This window comes from Halobacillus sp. A1-3 (assembly GCF_050971765.1).
Taxonomy (GTDB): Bacteria; Bacillota; Bacilli; order Bacillales; family Halobacillaceae; genus Halobacillus; species Halobacillus mangrovi_B.
Genome location: NZ_JBPCEO010000012.1, coordinates 22,877 through 39,513, shown reverse-complemented (window position 1 = coordinate 39,513; position 16,637 = coordinate 22,877). Strand labels below are relative to the sequence as shown.

General features: G+C 40.2%; 18 protein-coding genes and 1 pseudogene. 10 read left to right on the top strand and 9 right to left on the bottom strand.

Annotation, left to right across the window (positions count from 1 at the left end; all coding sequences use genetic code 11):
- Positions 1-183: 183 nt before the first annotated feature.
- The 3 genes from pyrH to ACRYKC_RS18460 all read left to right on the top strand — a co-directional run bounded on the left by pyrH (position 184) and on the right by ACRYKC_RS18460 (position 2,484).
- A complete protein-coding gene (pyrH, locus tag ACRYKC_RS18470; protein WP_433809063.1) occupies positions 184-924 on the top strand; it encodes a UMP kinase in 741 nt (246 codons plus the stop codon).
- 106 nt (positions 925-1,030) lie between these two features.
- On the top strand, positions 1,031-1,921 hold the full coding sequence (gene dat / locus ACRYKC_RS18465; protein WP_433809061.1) for a D-amino-acid transaminase: 891 nt from the start codon (positions 1,031-1,033) through the stop codon (positions 1,919-1,921).
- 122 nt (positions 1,922-2,043) lie between these two features.
- Positions 2,044-2,484 carry a hypothetical protein gene (locus ACRYKC_RS18460; RefSeq protein ID WP_433809059.1) on the top strand — a complete coding sequence of 147 codons (441 nt, stop codon included), beginning with the start codon at positions 2,044-2,046 and terminating at the stop codon, positions 2,482-2,484.
- Between the two features lie 43 nt (positions 2,485-2,527).
- On the opposite strand, the gene ACRYKC_RS18455 is transcribed toward ACRYKC_RS18460, so the two are convergent.
- Positions 2,528-3,163 (bottom strand): YczE/YyaS/YitT family protein, encoded by a 636-nt coding sequence (locus ACRYKC_RS18455; RefSeq protein WP_433809057.1) that lies wholly within the window; start codon positions 3,161-3,163, stop codon positions 2,528-2,530.
- Between the two features lie 141 nt (positions 3,164-3,304).
- Here ACRYKC_RS18455 and ACRYKC_RS18450 point away from each other — a divergent pair, with 141 nt between their 5' ends.
- The gene (locus ACRYKC_RS18450) at positions 3,305-4,066 is read left to right on the top strand and encodes a (S)-benzoin forming benzil reductase (protein WP_433809055.1); all 762 of its coding nucleotides are present in this window, start codon (positions 3,305-3,307) and stop codon (positions 4,064-4,066) included.
- Positions 4,067-4,137: 71 nt separating this feature from the next.
- On the opposite strand, the gene ACRYKC_RS18445 is transcribed toward ACRYKC_RS18450, so the two are convergent.
- Positions 4,138-5,115: a S66 family peptidase gene (locus ACRYKC_RS18445; RefSeq protein ID WP_433809053.1), complete on the bottom strand. Its 978-nt coding sequence runs from the start codon at positions 5,113-5,115 to the stop codon at positions 4,138-4,140.
- A 115-nt stretch (positions 5,116-5,230) separates the two neighbouring features.
- On the opposite strand from ACRYKC_RS18445, the gene ACRYKC_RS18440 reads away from it, so the two are divergent.
- Positions 5,231-5,410: a hypothetical protein gene (locus ACRYKC_RS18440; protein WP_433809051.1), complete on the top strand. Its 180-nt coding sequence runs from the start codon at positions 5,231-5,233 to the stop codon at positions 5,408-5,410.
- Between the two features lie 625 nt (positions 5,411-6,035).
- Here ACRYKC_RS18440 and ACRYKC_RS18435 read toward each other — a convergent pair.
- Both ACRYKC_RS18435 and ACRYKC_RS18430 read right to left on the bottom strand, forming a co-directional pair.
- A complete protein-coding gene (locus ACRYKC_RS18435) occupies positions 6,036-6,659 on the bottom strand; it encodes a class I SAM-dependent methyltransferase (protein WP_433809049.1) in 624 nt (207 codons plus the stop codon).
- Positions 6,656-7,189, bottom strand: a complete 534-nt coding sequence (locus ACRYKC_RS18430; RefSeq protein ID WP_433809047.1) for a dihydrofolate reductase family protein — start codon at positions 7,187-7,189, stop codon at positions 6,656-6,658. The genes ACRYKC_RS18435 and ACRYKC_RS18430 overlap by 4 nt, the downstream gene beginning before the upstream one ends.
- Positions 7,190-7,468: 279 nt before the next feature.
- On the opposite strand from ACRYKC_RS18430, the gene abc-f reads away from it, so the two are divergent.
- Complete coding sequence (gene abc-f, locus ACRYKC_RS18425; RefSeq protein ID WP_433809045.1) at positions 7,469-9,046, top strand: ribosomal protection-like ABC-F family protein; 1,578 nt, start codon at positions 7,469-7,471, stop codon at positions 9,044-9,046.
- A 32-nt stretch (positions 9,047-9,078) separates the two neighbouring features.
- Here the strand turns inward: abc-f and ACRYKC_RS18420 are convergent, their stop codons facing one another.
- Positions 9,079-9,936, bottom strand: a complete 858-nt coding sequence (locus ACRYKC_RS18420) for a DMT family transporter (protein WP_433809043.1) — start codon at positions 9,934-9,936, stop codon at positions 9,079-9,081.
- A gap of 190 nt (positions 9,937-10,126) precedes the next feature.
- On the opposite strand from ACRYKC_RS18420, the gene ACRYKC_RS18415 reads away from it, so the two are divergent.
- Both ACRYKC_RS18415 and ACRYKC_RS18410 read left to right on the top strand, forming a co-directional pair.
- Positions 10,127-10,399, top strand: a complete 273-nt coding sequence (locus ACRYKC_RS18415) for a hypothetical protein (RefSeq protein ID WP_433809041.1) — start codon at positions 10,127-10,129, stop codon at positions 10,397-10,399.
- A gap of 47 nt (positions 10,400-10,446) precedes the next feature.
- Positions 10,447-11,004: a GNAT family N-acetyltransferase gene (locus tag ACRYKC_RS18410; protein ID WP_433809039.1), complete on the top strand. Its 558-nt coding sequence runs from the start codon at positions 10,447-10,449 to the stop codon at positions 11,002-11,004.
- Positions 11,005-11,126: 122 nt separating this feature from the next.
- Here ACRYKC_RS18410 and ACRYKC_RS18405 read toward each other — a convergent pair whose 3' ends face one another.
- Complete coding sequence (locus ACRYKC_RS18405; protein WP_433809037.1) at positions 11,127-12,599, bottom strand: SulP family inorganic anion transporter; 1,473 nt, start codon at positions 12,597-12,599, stop codon at positions 11,127-11,129.
- Positions 12,600-12,882: 283 nt separating this feature from the next.
- Here ACRYKC_RS18405 and ACRYKC_RS18400 point away from each other — a divergent pair, with 283 nt between their 5' ends.
- Positions 12,883-13,302 carry a universal stress protein gene (locus tag ACRYKC_RS18400; protein WP_433809035.1) on the top strand — a complete coding sequence of 140 codons (420 nt, stop codon included), beginning with the start codon at positions 12,883-12,885 and terminating at the stop codon, positions 13,300-13,302.
- A 96-nt stretch (positions 13,303-13,398) separates the two neighbouring features.
- Positions 13,399-13,611, top strand: a pseudogene (locus tag ACRYKC_RS18395) (zinc ribbon domain-containing protein).
- Between the two features lie 46 nt (positions 13,612-13,657).
- On the opposite strand, the gene ACRYKC_RS18390 reads toward ACRYKC_RS18395, so the two are convergent.
- From ACRYKC_RS18390 to ACRYKC_RS18380, 3 genes are all read right to left on the bottom strand, one after another.
- On the bottom strand, positions 13,658-15,295 hold the full coding sequence (locus tag ACRYKC_RS18390; protein WP_433809033.1) for a putative ABC transporter permease subunit: 1,638 nt from the start codon (positions 15,293-15,295) through the stop codon (positions 13,658-13,660).
- Positions 15,288-16,010, bottom strand: a complete 723-nt coding sequence (locus ACRYKC_RS18385; protein WP_433809031.1) for an ABC transporter ATP-binding protein — start codon at positions 16,008-16,010, stop codon at positions 15,288-15,290. The genes ACRYKC_RS18390 and ACRYKC_RS18385 overlap by 8 nt, the downstream gene beginning before the upstream one ends.
- Before the next feature lie 61 nt (positions 16,011-16,071).
- Positions 16,072-16,578, bottom strand: coding sequence for a GNAT family N-acetyltransferase (locus ACRYKC_RS18380; RefSeq protein WP_433809029.1), 507 nt, complete (start codon positions 16,576-16,578; stop codon positions 16,072-16,074).
- Positions 16,579-16,637: the final 59 nt, after the last annotated feature.

Sequence of the window (16,637 nt, the reverse complement as noted above, 5' to 3'; positions counted from 1 at the left end):
GAAACGTTGCTTCTGAAGCCGCATATGATACAATGATAAATAGCCTAATTGAAAAGAGGGGACGAAATGATGATGAAGCAGCTTCTAAGTATCAACCAGCAAGCTTATTTATCATTTCGTTCTGAAAGGAGAGCATAGACTTTAGTCTATGCTCTTTTTTTAACAAAAGGAGGCCTGTAAAGCGTGAGATATAAGAGAGTATTATTGAAAATAAGCGGTGGAGCTTTGAGTGGGAATACAAAGGACAATTTTGATAACGGAAGTTTAGAACATATTGCCACTGAAATTATTGCTCTTGTTAATGCTGGTGTAGAAGTCACGCTTGTCGTCGGAGGTGGAAATATCTTTAGGGGGCGGACGGCGGAACAGTGGGGGATTGATCGTGTAGAAGCTGACAATATTGGGACGCTCGGAACCGTTATAAATAGTTTGATGCTCAGAGGAGTATTGAAAAGCAAAACAGAAAAAGAAGTACGTGTGATGACGTCTGTGCCGATGTCTTCAGTTGCTGAACCCTATATACGTCTTAAAGCAGTAAATTATCTAAAGAAGGGCTACATTACGATTCTCGCAGGAGGAAACGGGCAGCCCTTTGTTACAACGGATTATCCGGCTGTACAACGTGCCATCGAATTGGAATGTGACGCGATCCTTGTGGCAAAACAAGGAGTAAATGGGGTATATACAACGGATCCTACGTTAAATCAAGATGCAAAACTTTACGGAAATTTAAATTATAATGATATTCTCTTACAAGATATCCAGGTGATGGATCAGGCTGCGCTATTGCTTGCTCGCGACCATCAACTGCCTGTACACATTTTTAATTTCAATGAGCCTGGAGTGATGATGGATTTGTGCAAGGGACAGGATTTTGGCACATTAATCTCTGATCAACCTTCCTCATTTCAGGAAGAAGTGTAGGTCAAAAGGCATATATTCATTTCAATTTGATCAATCTGACCATGAAATCTTATTTTTCTGATACACTATTCGTTAATACATTGAAGTGATAAAAGGAGGAAGAGAGATGACGATTTATGATCACGTCCTGACAGAAAATGATTTTATTCATCAAAATGATCTTCGTTATCCATTTGAAGAAAGAGGTCTTCAATTTGGAGATGGCATATATGAAGTGATTCGTGTTTATGGTGGGAAGTATTATCTGATTGATGAACACGTGGAACGTTTATACAGGTCTGCAGAGGCCGTTAAAATAGAGGTCCCTTATAAAAAAGAGGAAATGTATGAACGTCTAAATCAATTGTTACAACAGAACAAAGTTGAAAGCGATGCAAAAGTATATCTGCAAATCACCCGAGGATCGGCTCCAAGGGATCATGCTTTTCCTCTGAACACAGGTGCTAACCTTTATGCGTACGTAAAGGATCTCCCGAGAGCGATAGATAAGATGTGGGATGGAGTGGAGACCATTACTCAACATGATGTACGCTGGGATTGGTGCTATATCAAGAGTCTCAACCTTCTGCCTAACGTTTTGGCAAAGCAAGCTGCAACGGAAGAAGGGTGCTATGAGGCTGTCCTTCATAAAGATGGAGAAGTGACGGAATGCAGTTCTTCTAATGTTTATTTAGTACGTGATGGAAAAGTGTACACACATCCTGCCAAAAAGAACATTCTACACGGGTGCGTCCGAATGAGGATTGAAGAATTTTGCAGACAGGAAGGGGTTACATTTAAAGAAGAATCCTTCCGTATCGAAGATTTCCAGTATGCAGATGAGGTGTTCTTAACGAGCAGTACATCTGAAGTTATGCCGATCTTGAAAGTCGATCAGCTTACGATTGGTAATGGTGAACCTGGCCGGATTACCCGCAGGCTTCAGGAGTTATATGAAGAAGATGCAGGAATTTCGGAAGATCAGTCATTATTTAAGAAAAACGTTAAGGCACAGTAAGGAAGAAAAGGCACCGCTCATAATAGGCGGTGCCTTTCTCGTTTAATAAGGAGGAGATTTGGGGATAACTTTTGTAACTATGCTATAATTCCAGAGACTGAATTTTGAATGGAGGTCTTGGTATGTCAAAAGTCAAATTAGAATTAACATCAAAACAATATGAAAAGCTTGTAGAGAGTGTATTTCTTGGGACATGGATGGTCAATTCGACGAAGATGGAATTAGACGAGGACTTTGAAGAAGTCAGGGAACTGGTGCTTTCTAAATATAAGGAAGGTGGATTAGAAGAGAAGGTCGTTCACCAGGAAGAAATGGGAATTCACGATTTAGACGTAGACTATGAATCGAAGCTTTTAGATACTTATGTTGAAGAATATGATGAATTTAGTTTCTGGGATAAACTCGTTGAAAAACTTTCTGAAAAAGAAATGGTTCAACTTTTTGGTGCTCCTGAAGGGAAAATGACGGACGAAATGATGGAAGCACGCCTGGAAATCGAGGAGAGAATCGGAACAAAGTTAGAGGAGACAGGGATTACACGACTGTCATTTGAGGATGAATAAAAAAACAAGCATGGACGCTACGACCATGCTTGTTTGCTTACTCTTATCTTGTCGCTTTCGTACGTTGGTGAGGTTCTGACCAAAGACTGGCCACAGGGCGTGCAAGTTGAAAGGACCATTGGATAAACGGGCCTAACAGTAACGCTACAATCAATGTTCCGAAACCAACTGGTGCTCCTAGAAGATAACCGACTAAAGCCATAGCAGATTCAGTAAAAATCCTTACAGAACTTTTTGACTTATTGGTTTTCTCATTCATGATCATCATGAAATGATCCAATGGAATTCTGGGGAACGGGGTTCTTAAGTATACGGCGACACCTACGGCAGTAGCGATGAGGCCAAGGGTAAAGATGCCCCACTGTGCCCACCAGACTTCATAATTTACATTTTCAAGTATTCCATATAAAAAGATATCAACAGTCCGGCCTCTAATAATAATCGGTATGAGTGATTCAAATTGAGGGCGTTTTTTTTCCAGCCAGGCATTGACTAAAAGCAATATAACAAAAGCTATAATCATAACCGTTCCTACGGTAACTGGGAAATGCATTGACAACCCAACAGCAACACTGTCTCCAGGACCAACGCCAAGCCCGGATTGAATGATTAGAGCTAGACCGAGACTGGAAACAATCAGTCCAGACAAGTAGATAAGGAATAGAAAAAGGTATTTCATGATAGACTCCTTTGATCCGTCTAAATTGTGCTTCATATATCATATATGCTCACTTAACAGATGTAAAGCTATCCATATGCAAATGTTTCCACTTATGGTGACAGGGAAGAAAGTATAGGTAAGAAAAAAGGAGGAATAAAGATGCAATATGCAATTGTTACCGGTGCTTCCAGAGGACTTGGGGAGGCAGTAGCTCATCAATTAATCGAAAAAAATGTAAACATCATTGCGTTGTCACGCAGTGAAAATGAGGATTTAAAAAAGAAAGCAGAAGAAAGAAAAGTAGATTATTATCATTTAAGCTGTGATCTAAGCGATCCGGCACAATTAGAAGAAGGACTGGACAAAATCGTTGATATTGCCTTTGGTGATGATACGCACTATGTCTATGTTGTTAACAATGCGGGCGTCATTGAACCAATTGACACAATAGGGAATTTTAACCCAGCAGATGTACAGAAACATGTGCAGGTTAATTTAACAGCGCCAATCCTACTCATCAACCGTTGTATAAAAGAAGCAAATCAAAAGGATATAAAGACCTTTGTCATTAATATTACTTCTGGAGCTGCAGAGCGTTCTGTCCATGGATGGAGTACATACAGCAGTACAAAAGCAGCTATCAACCGATTCACAGAAACACTAGCTTTAGAACAGGAAGGAAACGGACACAAGATTTTGGCTTATAGTCCGGGAGTGATGGATACCGATATGCAAGGGGAAATTCGCTCAGCTTCGGAGGACGAGTTTGCTGACGTCGAAAAATTTAAGCAAATGAAAGAAGAGGGAAAGCTGCGTTCCCCTGATGAAGTGGCGGCTGTCCTGATGGATTTAATTAACCAACCTGATGATATTGAAAACGGAAAGGTGTATAAGCTTTACGATCTTGTTGGCAAGAAGTAAAGGAAGGACTCTACCTATGTTCAGGCTGTCAGATTTGAACTGACAGCCTGACTTTTATGGAGAACACTTCATTAATGTTTGATGATTTCAATCTCTGTGGTATTTCCACGTGCTAATATCCTAGCTGTTCCACCAATAGGAAAAGTGAATTGAGGTGTCGTATGTCCAAAGCTTGCCTGCGCAATGACAGGCATGTGTTCGAGTTCTTTTTTTGATCGAATGATTTCCTTAAGAAGATCTAATGACATTTTAGACTCTTTCTGAAACCGCCCAATCACAAGACCTTTCACTCTTTCAAATCCTGGTTGGTGGATAAGAGACTGCAAATCCCTGTCGAACGTCTGTGGAATCGTCATTTCGTCGTTTTCTAAAAAAAGAATGGAGTTATCGAGAGAAGGCATGTATTCCGTCCCTTGAAGAAGATTAAGGGTACATAGATTGCCGCCTAGAGAGGTCCCGATCGCTTCTCCTTGATTAATGATTTCATAACCTTCATTTTTATTGAATGACCGATTTTCCTGATCCAAGTACCATGCATCGTCACTCCAATCCTCAGCAGGTAAAACGACAACAGGCGAATCTTGGGTGAACATTTTTTCAAAGTGTTCCCACGTATAATGAATTCCTTTTTTCATCCCAAACGTTGAAAAGTGGGGGCCGCTATAAGTTACAAGCCCTGTTTTCTTATAAAAAGTGTTGGAAAGGGCAGTAATATCTGAAAACCCACAAAAGATTTTAGGATTTGCTTGGATCAAATCATAATTGATGTAGCGCAGAAGCTGATTACTATCAAATCCCCCTATCGTTGTAAGAATCATTTTTACATTAGAGTCACTGAACGCTTCATGAATATCCTCTACCCTTTTTTCAATGGATGTGGACGTACCGATTTTTTCTGCTTCAGCATGAGTGCTGTAGCTGACGCTTACGCCTAATTTTTCTAACCTTTCGACGGCTAACTCTCTTTGCTCTTGTGCGATCATGGAAAGACTTTCTGCGGGAGAAATAACCCTGATTTCATCCCCTTTTTTCAATTTACTCGGAAACAATATGCCTCACTCCTTTACGATTAAATTAGTATAATATAGCAAATTTTCTGATATTTGTCTATCCCTTTGAAACTTTGCAGCTGTTCATACGTATAGAAGGTAAGAGGTGAACTCAATGACTGGATTAATTATGATCGGTGTAATGGTTGGATTTGTGATATTGGGTACAATGAAGATAGCTAGCAGGGAAAACAGGGGCGACTATTCTCATATTCATCATACTCCTCATACTCACGATAATTCGAGTTTCTTTGGCGGCGATGGTGGAGGCGGAGACGGAGGAGGCTGCGACTAAGCAGCAGACTCCTTTTTTTTTGTTCTTATGTTTAAATGAGAAGGCCCTAACTTCTTAACTTAGCCTCCGATTCCTAAAGACTCAGTTACGAGACTTCTAGGCGCACGTTACGTAAAAGAGGTAGGGTTGGCTGGAAAACGTTTCGCCTAGCTCTTTCTCCCGAGGGAGTATCGCCATTTTCCAGTTTTGGTGAACGGCCACAGTAAGAGTTTTTAAGATGTGATGGCACGTAATAGCAAAACGAAAAATGAGCTTTCTATTTTCTATACATTAGCACTTTGCTAAATGTCAGTAATAAAGCTTATAGAAGTTAGTGCTGCCTATTTTCCATTTAATAAATAAAACCTTTCGCCTCTAGGGCGTTTTCGTTATTCCAAACAATCATAAGGAGGTCCGAGAAATCGCGAGACTCCTGTATGATGAACATGATAGGTGAGACCCCGGAAGACTTAGTCTGAGGAGGCTCAGCACATGCCCACGGAAAGCGAGTGATTGCTCGGACCTCCAAGTTCTATCTATGGCAACGGAAACTTCCAAGCTCACGTTGTCTCCAAATCAAGTCTTCCACTATGCTGCTATTGTATAACGGAGAATAGTGGTGGGTTGACGATTTTACTTAGTATAGTTATTTTTTTAGGATGAATCCTTGGAAATGCGTCGGTCCGCCATTTGATGAACTTTGAGGGATTTTATGAAAAGCTTCCAGGTGAAAATATTTAGTTACAATACTTTCAAGTACCTCATCCGTGTAGAAAGAAAAGAATCTCTTTGGACGGTGAAAATCTTCATTCCATATCCCTTCCTGATTGATTCCGCCGTATACCCCCATGTAAAACAGCCCGCCAGGTTTCATAACACGCTTAATCCCCACCAAGACTTGTTCAAGGTGGTTCTTAGGGACATGAAGCAGACAGTTGAGTGCCCAAACGGCATCAAAAGTCTCGTCTTGAAAGATAAGCTTGTCAAAACTCATCACTTCTGCCTGTAGTCCTTTTTCTCTACAATGTTCTACCATTTCTGGAGACAAGTCTGTAGCCTGGACATGTAAGCCTGCTTCTTGAAAGAAGAGGCTGTCCTTCCCTGGCCCTGCGCCGATTTCAAGTAAGTATTTCTTATATGTACGAGTCAGTTGATGCAAAAAGGAAGCACGTTCGTACAATTTCCAATCTTGCATCTCTGATTTATCTCTGTTTCGAGAGTGTGCATTATAAGCTTCAGCTAATTGCTGTTTTAATTTTTGTTCTATCAATTTTTCCTCTCCTTTTCTTGGCGGCGATAGGTAAGCATAAGCATCCCGTCATCGAACCGGTGGTCATCGATTAAGTCTAGCTCCTCCTGATGTTCATTAGAATTGAACAGTCTTATTCCACTGCCGATCAGTATAGGCTGAATAGCTATATGATACTCATCGATTAATCCCATTCGGATAAAATCCTCAATCAGCATACTTCCGCCAACGACCCAAATGTTTTTGTTTTGGTCTGTTCTTAATACGTTAATAAGAGGCGTGATTTGCTCAGGCTGGACAAATGTAGCGTACTTGTCGTGTCCTTCCATTTTTTCACTGACTACGTAAACGTCCTTTGTCTGATAAGGAAACACATCAGTTAATTCAAATAGTTGATCATATGTTTTTCTTCCTAAAATGACCGTATCAATCGTGTTAATAAAATCATCGTAGCCATAGTCACGGTCCTCCCATAGCCAGTCAATGTCACCATTTTCTCTCGCTATATATCCGTCAAGGCTTTGTGCAATATATAAGACAACTTTGCCCATTTTTCCTACACCTTCCATTTTTATCTTGCTTACGTTACCGTTTTCATCATATAATACATTTAGATGAAAAAGAAGGGACTGACGTTTAAAGCAATGAAGTACTAATTCTGTTTGCTGCGAGTATCTAAATATCACATTACTCGTTCCAGTTATACAGGATTGGTTTGTCTAATTTTGATCTTAGACTTCATTGCTTGATTACTCCCTTTACGACGTACGTGGGGTTATTTTGCTATGAACAGGACCATTCCTCTCTGGGGCGAACAGGGAGGTTTTTTTATGCTTTATATGAAGGCGCAAAATATTGCTTATTCTATTGGTACACGAAAATTGTTGGATATTAAAGAGTTGACTGTCCATGAGGGAGAAAGAATAGGTCTTGTTGGTAAAAATGGTCAAGGAAAAACGTTGTTGATTCGTTATTTAATGGGGGAACTAGATGTCGTTCCCCAAATCGAGTGGCATGCTTCATATGGATGGTTGAAGCAGTTGAATGAAGCAGGTAAGGCAGAGGGAAAGAGCGGGGGAGAGCAAACGCTGGCCAAGTTGGACGATTTGTTTAAGCGTAAGAACAAGCTGTTGTTTCTGGATGAACCTACTAATAATTTGGATTGGGAGCATATTGAGAAACTTGAAGAGCGACTGAGAAGCCATCATGGTGCTCTTGTGGTTGTTTCTCATGACCGCATGCTGCTTGATCAAGTTTGTGATAAGATTTGGGAGCTTGAGGAGGGTCATTTAAAAGAATACAACGGCAGCTATTCTTTTTATGAAGAACTAAAAGTATTAGAGCGTGAGCAGCAGTATCAAGAGCATGAAAAATATACAAAAGAAAAAAGACGGATTGAAGATCGAATTCGGCAAAAACTTACCCAATCAAAGGGAATGAGAAAGCCTCCGAAACGAATGGGAAGTTCCGAATGGCAGCTTGGAAAGAATAAAGCAGCAGGAAAGCAGAAGAAAGTGGAGAGAGTCAGCAAAACGCTTGAAAGGCGATTAGACCGTTTACAAAAAGTTGAAAAACCTTTTGAATGGGATGAAGTAAAAATGGAATTCGATCACTTTACCCCTTATCGCGGGCGCTTTCTAGTTCAACTAAAGGATTTCGAAGTGAAGCTCTCCACACATCGCCTTTTCCATGTTAATCATCTGTCCTTATTGACAGGTAAAAAAACTGCACTGATCGGTCGTAATGGAGCAGGAAAATCAACGTTCATCAATGAGTTGCTTGATAGGAAAAACGATCTTTTTCCTAACGGAGTTTCAATAGGCTACTTTAATCAGAAGCTAGAGGAGATGCCGGAGGAAGTAACGGTTTTGGAATATGCTAAACAAGAGAGCCTGCTTCAGGAGTCAAAGGTACGTATTGTTTTAGCTCGTCTTCGGTTTTTTGAGGACGATATGAATAAACGAATCGCAGCTTTGAGTGGTGGAGAGCGCGTTAAATTAGCGTTAGGGCGATTACTTGTCAGTGAACACCAGCTGCTCATCCTCGATGAACCGACAAACCATCTGGATGCTGAGGCGATTTATGCACTGGAACAGTTGATTAATGAATATCCCGGCAGTCTATTATATGTTACCCATGACCGTACATTCATCTCTCGCACTGCTGACCATTTATGGATGATTCAAGATAAAAAAATCAAGTCTTTTGACGGAACGTGGGCTGAGTGGGAAGAAAATCGTCAAAAATCAGGAACTGTTAATGAAAATAACTATGACCGGATGGCGTTGGAAACGAGAATGACAGAGTTAATCAGTCGTTTGAGCTTGCCACAGCCCAGTGATGATAAAGACGCACTAGAAGAAGAATATCAAGAAATTTTAAAGAAACTGCAAGAGCTGAAGAAATAATAAAAGCGACCCTAATTGGGTCGCTTTTTCTGTTAATTTGTCGCTTCCTTGTTGTTCCTGAGGAACATATAAAAAGACGCACCAAAGATGGTAATATAGCCAAGTACACTTAAAATGTCAGGCACTTGTCCAAATAGAAGGATACTGATAAGAGCTGAATACACGACAGTGGAATAGAAAAATATAGATATTTCTCTTGCAGGTGCGAATTTATAGGCAATGGTTAAACCGAATTGACCTAAGGTTGCGAATGCACCAGCAGAGAGCAAATAAATCCACTGCTTGATTGTCATCGGCTCATAGAAGGCGATGGTAAACGGCAGAAGCGTAACCGTTGTAAAAAATGAAAAGTAAAACACAATCGTATAAAATTTCTCTTTATCTCCTAAAACACGGAGCAGTGTATAAGCCCCTGCCGCAAAAACGGCAGAAAAAACACCGGCCATATAAGGGATAAACTCTAAAGAAAAAGCCGGTTTAATAATAAACAGTGTCCCAATAAAAGCGATGATGATCGATACGATTTGATACGTTCTTGCTCTCTCTTTTAAGAATATGGCTGAAAATATGATCAGCAAGAAGGGGCTCAGTTTATTCAACATATCTGCATCGGACAATACAAGGTTATCGATGGCATAGAAAAATAATACCATACCAATTGTGCCAAGCGATGACCGCGAAAGCAGCAGTATCTGGTTCTCTTTTTTACCAAAAAGTCTTTCCTTATTATAGATGACGAACCCAAATGCAATGATTGCAGACACAAGATTTCTGAATAGGGTTTTTTGTACCGTAGGAAGATCGCCGGAAAGCTTAACGAGTGCAGCCATCATTGAAAAACCGAATGCTGAAATTAATAGTAGTATAATTCCTTTATTTCTATTGCTCATGAGTGTTCCTCCAGTTGCTCTTATCTTGTGCAAAATCACCTTTACCATCCTAATACAAATAGAATTGGAAAGAAAGTCATAAAGGTTAGAGTTTTGATAAAAACTAGCAATAGTTGACATAAGCAGACAGAGATGTGGAAAGTCAGGTATAATGGAGTATATACAGATGTGAAAAGGAGGAGCTGTTTTTTTGCTATGTTCTCAACCGATCGTTTGGAAGACAAGAACGATTAAGGATAATCAACAATTCTATGGAGAAGAAAACTCCTCGATTGATTTGTACGAAGACCAAGTGGTGACACCTTCTGAGACCATTTCACTGGAGAATATTTTTGATGTTTCCTTTAAGAAATTCTCTGGTACATCTGGTTTGCTGTACCTTCACACGAACCAGGGTGTTAAGACCTATATGGTTAAAGAATCTCCTTTCACGTGGATTGAAACCTTTCACCAATATAAGTAACCCATAGATTATTGAATTTGCATACTACAACTTAGGGTGGGGTTTAAATGGAAATTTTGGAGGAAAATGAGAGGATCCTCTTAAGGGAAATTGCTCCTGACGACTGGGCGCCTCTACATGAAATAGCTTCAGATGAAGAAGCGTGCAAATTTCAACCATGGGGTCCGAACAATGAAGACGACTCCAAATTCTTCGTGAATCAAGCGATGCGAGATAAACAAAAAAGACATCGCAGTCGGTACGTGTTTGCTATTGTCGAGAAAAAAACAGATCAAATCGTCGGCAACATAGAAATGAATATTAGAGATTGGGACGGAGTAGGGGAGATAGGGTTTATCATCCACCCTGGACAGTGGGGTAAAGGTTTGGCGACGGACGCAGCTTTACTCATCATGAAACACAGCTTTGAAAAATGCGAGCTTCACAGGATAGCAGCAACTTGTAGTCCAGAAAACAAAGCCTCTATTAAAGTTCTTGAGAAAATTGGAATGGTAAAAGAGGGCGTATTGAGGCAGGATTTGTTAGTGAAGGGTGAATGGCGTGACTCCTGTGTTTACAGTATGTTGAGAGAAGAATGGTATGAAAAGTATGCGAATACGGAATAGCCAATTAAATAGCTTAAAAACTGATGATCAAAACGATCGTGCTTGAAATAATAAAAAGGAGTGATTCCTGCTGAGGAATCACTCCTTTTTTAACGAAAATAGTTTGCTTGCACGACCAGTTTCTAGTGATTAGAAACAGATGCGTTAGCTTTGTTGTGCACAGCAAGGCGCTTGACGAGCTGTGAACTGTCTTTGTTCAAACCAACTACCTGAACGTCTATATCATTTTCTCTATATTTGAATACGAGTTTATCGATAGCAGCTACTGCTGAATCATCCCATACATGGGCATTAGAAAAGTCGATTTCAACTTTTTTAGCGTCTATAGAGTAATCGAAGTGCTTCAATAAGTTATCAGTGGAAGCGAAGAATACCTGCCCGCTTACTTTGTAGACCATTTTCATCGTACTCTTTTCATAAGCTTCTTCAACATGAATTTTTGAAATCTTGGCTACAAAGAAAATCGCACTCAAAATGACTCCGGCCAGTACACCTTTAGACAGATCGTGTGTCTTTACAACAGTGGCTACGGTTACGACCATGACTACAGAATCTGAGATTGGAGTACGGTTGAACCTTGTCAATGAACTCCAGTCAAATGTACCAACAGATACCATAATCATGACACCGACAAGCACGGCCATTGGTATTTGTACGAGTAAGTCGTTAAACACGATGATCAATAGCATCATGAATACACCAGCTACTAGTGTAGACAATCGCCCGCGTCCGCCAGAGGATACGTTGATGACAGATTGTCCGATCATTGCACATCCAGCCATCCCTCCGAACAAACCGGAAACAACGTTAGCCATTCCTTGGCCGCGCGCTTCTTTATTTTTATCACTAGCAGTATCTGTCATGTCATCAACAATTTGAGCTGTAAGCAGTGATTCTAACAGACCGACAAAAGCTAGTGCCAGGGAAATTGGAAAGATAATTTGCAAGGTTTCAAAGTTCAATGGAATCTCAGGAATAAGGAAGATGGGGAGCGTACTTGAAAGTTCACCCATATCTCCTACTGTCTTTAAACCGGCACCTGAAGTGATTGCAATGATTGTCATCACAATTATCGCTACGAGTGGGGAAGGGACAGCTTTTGTGAACCTTGGGAGAATATAGATGATGGCAAGTGACCCTGCAACCATGGCGTACATAGCCAACCCTGCTCCTTCAAAGTGTACCAATTGTGATGAAAAAATTAGAATAGCAAGAGCGTTAACAAATCCGATCATAACCGATCGAGGAATAAACTTCATAAACTGCCCTATTTTAAGCGCACCTAAGATAAACTGTAAAATACCAGTCAAGATAGTGGCTGCAAGCAAATACTCCAGTCCATGATCTTTAACCAATGTAACCATAAGGACTGCCATAGCTCCGGTAGCGGCTGAAATCATTCCAGGACGGCCACCCATAAAAGCGATGACAACGGCGATACAGAAGGAAGCGTACAATCCTACCATGGGGTCGACTCCAGCGATGATAGAGAAAGCGATCGCCTCAGGGATAAGTGCCATTGCGACAACTATGCCTGAGAGCGTATCGTTTTTTACGTTTCCAAACCATTGTTGTTTAATTGTTTGTGTGTTCAATTGCGCACCTCTTTCTTTGTATTTTTGACACGCACTGTCCGTAACAGTGCTAAAATCCGGCAAGAACGAAAGAAATTATATCATTCAATGTTCAATAATCATAATTGCATGTAAGCGCATAAATTCGACGCATTCTTCAATATGCAGCTTTGTTCTCTCTCATAGGGGGTAAAATCACATATTGGTCATTTTTTATAGTCGTAGAACAAAATTATTGGAATATTTACATAGAAGGATTTGAACATGGTAAAATGAGCAGAGATAAGTCAGACAGGAGGATTCTATGTACAAACATATCTTAGTAGCAGCGGATGGATCGGAGCACTCTGTTAGAACAGCTGAACGTGCAGCAGAGCTTGCTCTTCTTCAAGGCGACGGTGAGGTAACCATTGTATACGTTGTTGATGGAGAGCAATCAAAATCAGATGTTCTAGCTGAAGGAAATAAATCATTAATTGATCAGCGTAGACATGAGCGTTTGGAGCCGGTTGAGAAGATTCTTAAGGATAAGCAAGTTCCTTTTCATGTGGAGATAAAACACGGTGAACCTGGTCCAACCATAGTCAACTATGCGAATGAAGAAAATTTCGATATCGTTATCATTGGAAGCAGAGGTCTCAACACGCTCCAAGAGATGGTGCTTGGAAGTGTAAGTCATAAAGTTGCCAAGAGGGCAAATTGTCCTGTTATGATCGTTAAATAAGAAGTGAGCGAATAGGCTTGCTTCTTTTTTTGTGCAAACTTGTAATTACACCGTTAATGAACGGGGTAGAAGATAATAAAAGGGAAGAGATTCGTAATGAATGAACAGGGTTGTATTAAATGTGGAAGTACAGAGCCGATCAGAAAGAGGTATTAATGACGGGATCGGGGTTATCGAAAATGCTTGATGTCCACCAATAAGTTTACGGTCGTGTCTTGTAAAAATTGCGGGTACTCGGAATTCTATAACCAAAATGCTTCCAAAGCGAGCAGTATTCTTGATTTCTATGAGTGGAAAAAAGATCGTTGAAAGCTGAAACTCTATCAACGATCTTTTTTCTTGAAGATCAAGTTATTTAATAAATCGTATAGTATTTACGGGCAATCAATCTATTCAGAATCAAATGACAAGCGGTCGTTATTAGAATCAAAATAGCAAATAATATACTTGAGATCGTCCATAACCCGTTAAGCCCAATGTTCCACAGCACAAGAATTACCGATCCAAACACGACAGCTTCTATAGCAATCGCAAAAAGTCCGATAAACCTGCCTTTAAATACTTCTCGTTCGTCCGTCCAATTCAACTTCGGTTGATAGAGATCAATCAAAAGGCCGATTATACTTGTTACCCAGCTCGTTACTAAAGACAGGAAGAACCAAGCGATGAAAAGTAGAATAGGGACTTGGATGATCCATAAAGCTGCAGCTGCAATCAGGATCAGAGACAGCAAGTTGAGAGCGTATGCAGCTAAAATTTTACTTAAGAGCACGGTTTTGGCAGGGACAGGCAAATAAAGATGACTGAACCAGCTCTTGCCATCTCTTGAGATAGAAGAAATAGAAGCTGGGTTTATACCTAATGCAAGCACGGTGAAACCGAACATAGCAAGAATTAAGGATTTCCCTTCAAATTGATCTATCATCCCTCCATAACTACTGACCGACCCATTGTCCATTAGGATAATGATAATAAGAAACACAGGAAAGAATAGACTTTGCACAACAATTTGCGTAAAGAAAGTAGGTGTTCGAAAGATAATTCTTAATTCTTTCAACCACAAACTATACAAGACAGATCGTTGTTTCGTATCCTTTTTAACGTCTTCTTCTTTAAAGGTACTTCTTTTTCCTCCAGTTAGTCCTAATACTCCTTTAAAATAGATTTTTTGTCCACTCGTTAGAAATACAATGATACTCGCCACTGATAAGGCGATTATAAGCAATAGATAGAGAACTCCCGTTACGGTTCCTGGCTGAGTCAGGGCGATAGAACTAAAATAAGCAGTCGGAAAAAATTTTGTTGCCAGTTCAAGTAAACCGTTCTGTTCTGTGAGAAGTTGAGTCATATTGGCATTCGCATCTCCAGAGTCTAATCGAACGAGAATATTGATTCCGATGGCGAACCCGAATCCTAATAAACCAACAAGGATTTTCGTCCGGTCTTTATTTTTAGAGAGATTAGCGAATCGCATCAAAAACATAATAAAGATGGATACAAGAACAAAAGGAACAATGGGAGTTAACAGCCACAATAACGCGGCGAACAGATAATAGAGCATTCCCGCTGAACTATGTATACCATAGAAAACCAGGGTTGGTAGCAGGATGAGCGTGTTTATTCCATAAAGGGATAAGAATGGGATCGCAGATTTACCTATAACGATTTGATAAGGCTGAAAGGGAAGAGCAATGAAGGACTCGACATCTTCAGCAAAATAAAAAGAGCTTAAAACAGATCCTATACTGACAAACAGAAAAATGAACACCATAAGAACAAAGAATAACCCTAAAATAACGTTCTCGTTTCCTGTAGAAGCAAGAGGTTCATATAAAGCACCAATAAGGCCGTTTAATGAGTATAAAATCATTAAGCCGAATGGAATTAAAACAAGCGCCAAAAAAAGGTAGCCGACTTTTTCGCTTGTGCTCTTCCCAGCCATGGAAAGCTGCATTTTAACCATGACTTTGATCAGTTTCCACGCTTTACTCATTTTGGGTCAACTCCAGGAACAAACGCTCGAGATTATCATCTTCTTTAAATTGCTGTTTCATTTCCTTCATATTACCTTGGAATTGAACTTGACCGTTATTGATAATGGCCACTTCATCACATAACTGCTCGACAACTTCCAATACGTGAGTAGAGAAAAAGACAGTCTTCCCTCGTGAAGCGTGTTCGCGCATCATTTCCTTTAACGTATACGAGGATTTTGGGTCTAGTCCAGAGAGGGGTTCATCTAGAATCCACACATCAGGGTCATGCAACAGAACTCCACTGACAACGATTTTCTGCCTCATTCCATGGGAATAGGTTTGGATATGATCATTAAGTGCATCGTAAATACCAAAACTCTTTGTTAACTGTTCTATCTTTTCTTTTCTAGTTTCTAAAGGGACCTGAAAAACATCACCAATGAAGTTTAAATATTCGATTCCTTTTAAGCGTAGGAAAATATCAGAACGATCTGGGACATATCCAAACAAGTGCTTTGCTTTCATGGGCTCCTTAGCGATATCCACTCCATTCATAATAATGGACCCTTGATCAATAGGGAGAATACCTGTCATCATTTTGATCGTGGTAGACTTACCCGCGCCGTTTGGTCCTAGGAAACCAAAGATTTTACCGCTTGGCACATTTAAACTCAGGTTCTGCACAGCTCTCTTTCCTGGAAAGCTTTTCGAAATTCCGTTCAGTTCAATCATAATATCCATCCTTTTCCAAATACTCTTCAATAGAAGTTACGAAAGTACCTTTACGAATGTTTCATTCTTCTAAAAAGAGTTCCATATGTTCTTCATCTAAATAACGATTTGGAAGTTTGATCGCCTTACGCTCTATTCCGTAAGATTTAAACCCCATACTGTTATATAGGTTTTTGGCAGGATGGTTATCTGTAACCACACTTAAATGAAGGACTTCCAGGTTTAGTGCCTTTGCTGTGTTGATAGCATCTTGAACAAGGCGTTTGGCACCACCTTTTCTCCGGCTTCCAGGTGATACGTACATGGCTACAAGGTTCGCTTTGTGGGAAAACTTAGGATGGGATTCTTTTACGATGGTAATGACACCTTGAAGGCTTTCCTCCTCAAACAATCCAATTGTTCTTGAGATGTCCGATTCCAGCCTTTCTGCTGTCGTTTCAATTGGGTTCGGTCTCTGTTTTTCCTGCTCGTAGGTTGTTATAAAAGCATCTGGATTCGTCAGCAATGCTTCTAAACGTAATTCATAGTATTTTTTTGCATCTTTTCCAGTCAATAAACGTGTTTGCATACCCATCCCCTCCTTGAGTTGTCCTTAGACTAGCGAAAATCTATGGTAAAGTAAAGAAA

What these genes read in the sequence shown, in the direction of transcription:
- ACRYKC_RS18430 (WP_433809047.1), bottom strand. Translation starts at nt 7,189, where the DNA reads ATGGGCAAAGTTGTCTTATATATTGCACAAAGCCTTGACGGATATATA.
- ACRYKC_RS18380 (WP_433809029.1), bottom strand. Translation starts at nt 16,578, where the DNA reads ATGCAAACACGTTTATTGACTGGAAAAGATGCAAAAAAATACTATGAA.
- ACRYKC_RS18440 (WP_433809051.1), top strand. Translation starts at nt 5,231, where the DNA reads ATGACTGGATTAATTATGATCGGTGTAATGGTTGGATTTGTGATATTG.
- ACRYKC_RS18410 (WP_433809039.1), top strand. Translation starts at nt 10,447, where the DNA reads ATGGAAATTTTGGAGGAAAATGAGAGGATCCTCTTAAGGGAAATTGCT.
- ACRYKC_RS18400 (WP_433809035.1), top strand. Translation starts at nt 12,883, where the DNA reads ATGTACAAACATATCTTAGTAGCAGCGGATGGATCGGAGCACTCTGTT.
- ACRYKC_RS18420 (WP_433809043.1), bottom strand. Translation starts at nt 9,936, where the DNA reads ATGAGCAATAGAAATAAAGGAATTATACTACTATTAATTTCAGCATTC.
- ACRYKC_RS18455 (WP_433809057.1), bottom strand. Translation starts at nt 3,163, where the DNA reads ATGAAATACCTTTTTCTATTCCTTATCTACTTGTCTGGACTGATTGTT.
- dat (WP_433809061.1), top strand. Translation starts at nt 1,031, where the DNA reads ATGACGATTTATGATCACGTCCTGACAGAAAATGATTTTATTCATCAA.
- ACRYKC_RS18460 (WP_433809059.1), top strand. Translation starts at nt 2,044, where the DNA reads ATGTCAAAAGTCAAATTAGAATTAACATCAAAACAATATGAAAAGCTT.
- abc-f (WP_433809045.1), top strand. Translation starts at nt 7,469, where the DNA reads ATGCTTTATATGAAGGCGCAAAATATTGCTTATTCTATTGGTACACGA.
- ACRYKC_RS18450 (WP_433809055.1), top strand. Translation starts at nt 3,305, where the DNA reads ATGCAATATGCAATTGTTACCGGTGCTTCCAGAGGACTTGGGGAGGCA.
- ACRYKC_RS18390 (WP_433809033.1), bottom strand. Translation starts at nt 15,295, where the DNA reads ATGAGTAAAGCGTGGAAACTGATCAAAGTCATGGTTAAAATGCAGCTT.
- ACRYKC_RS18385 (WP_433809031.1), bottom strand. Translation starts at nt 16,010, where the DNA reads ATGATTGAACTGAACGGAATTTCGAAAAGCTTTCCAGGAAAGAGAGCT.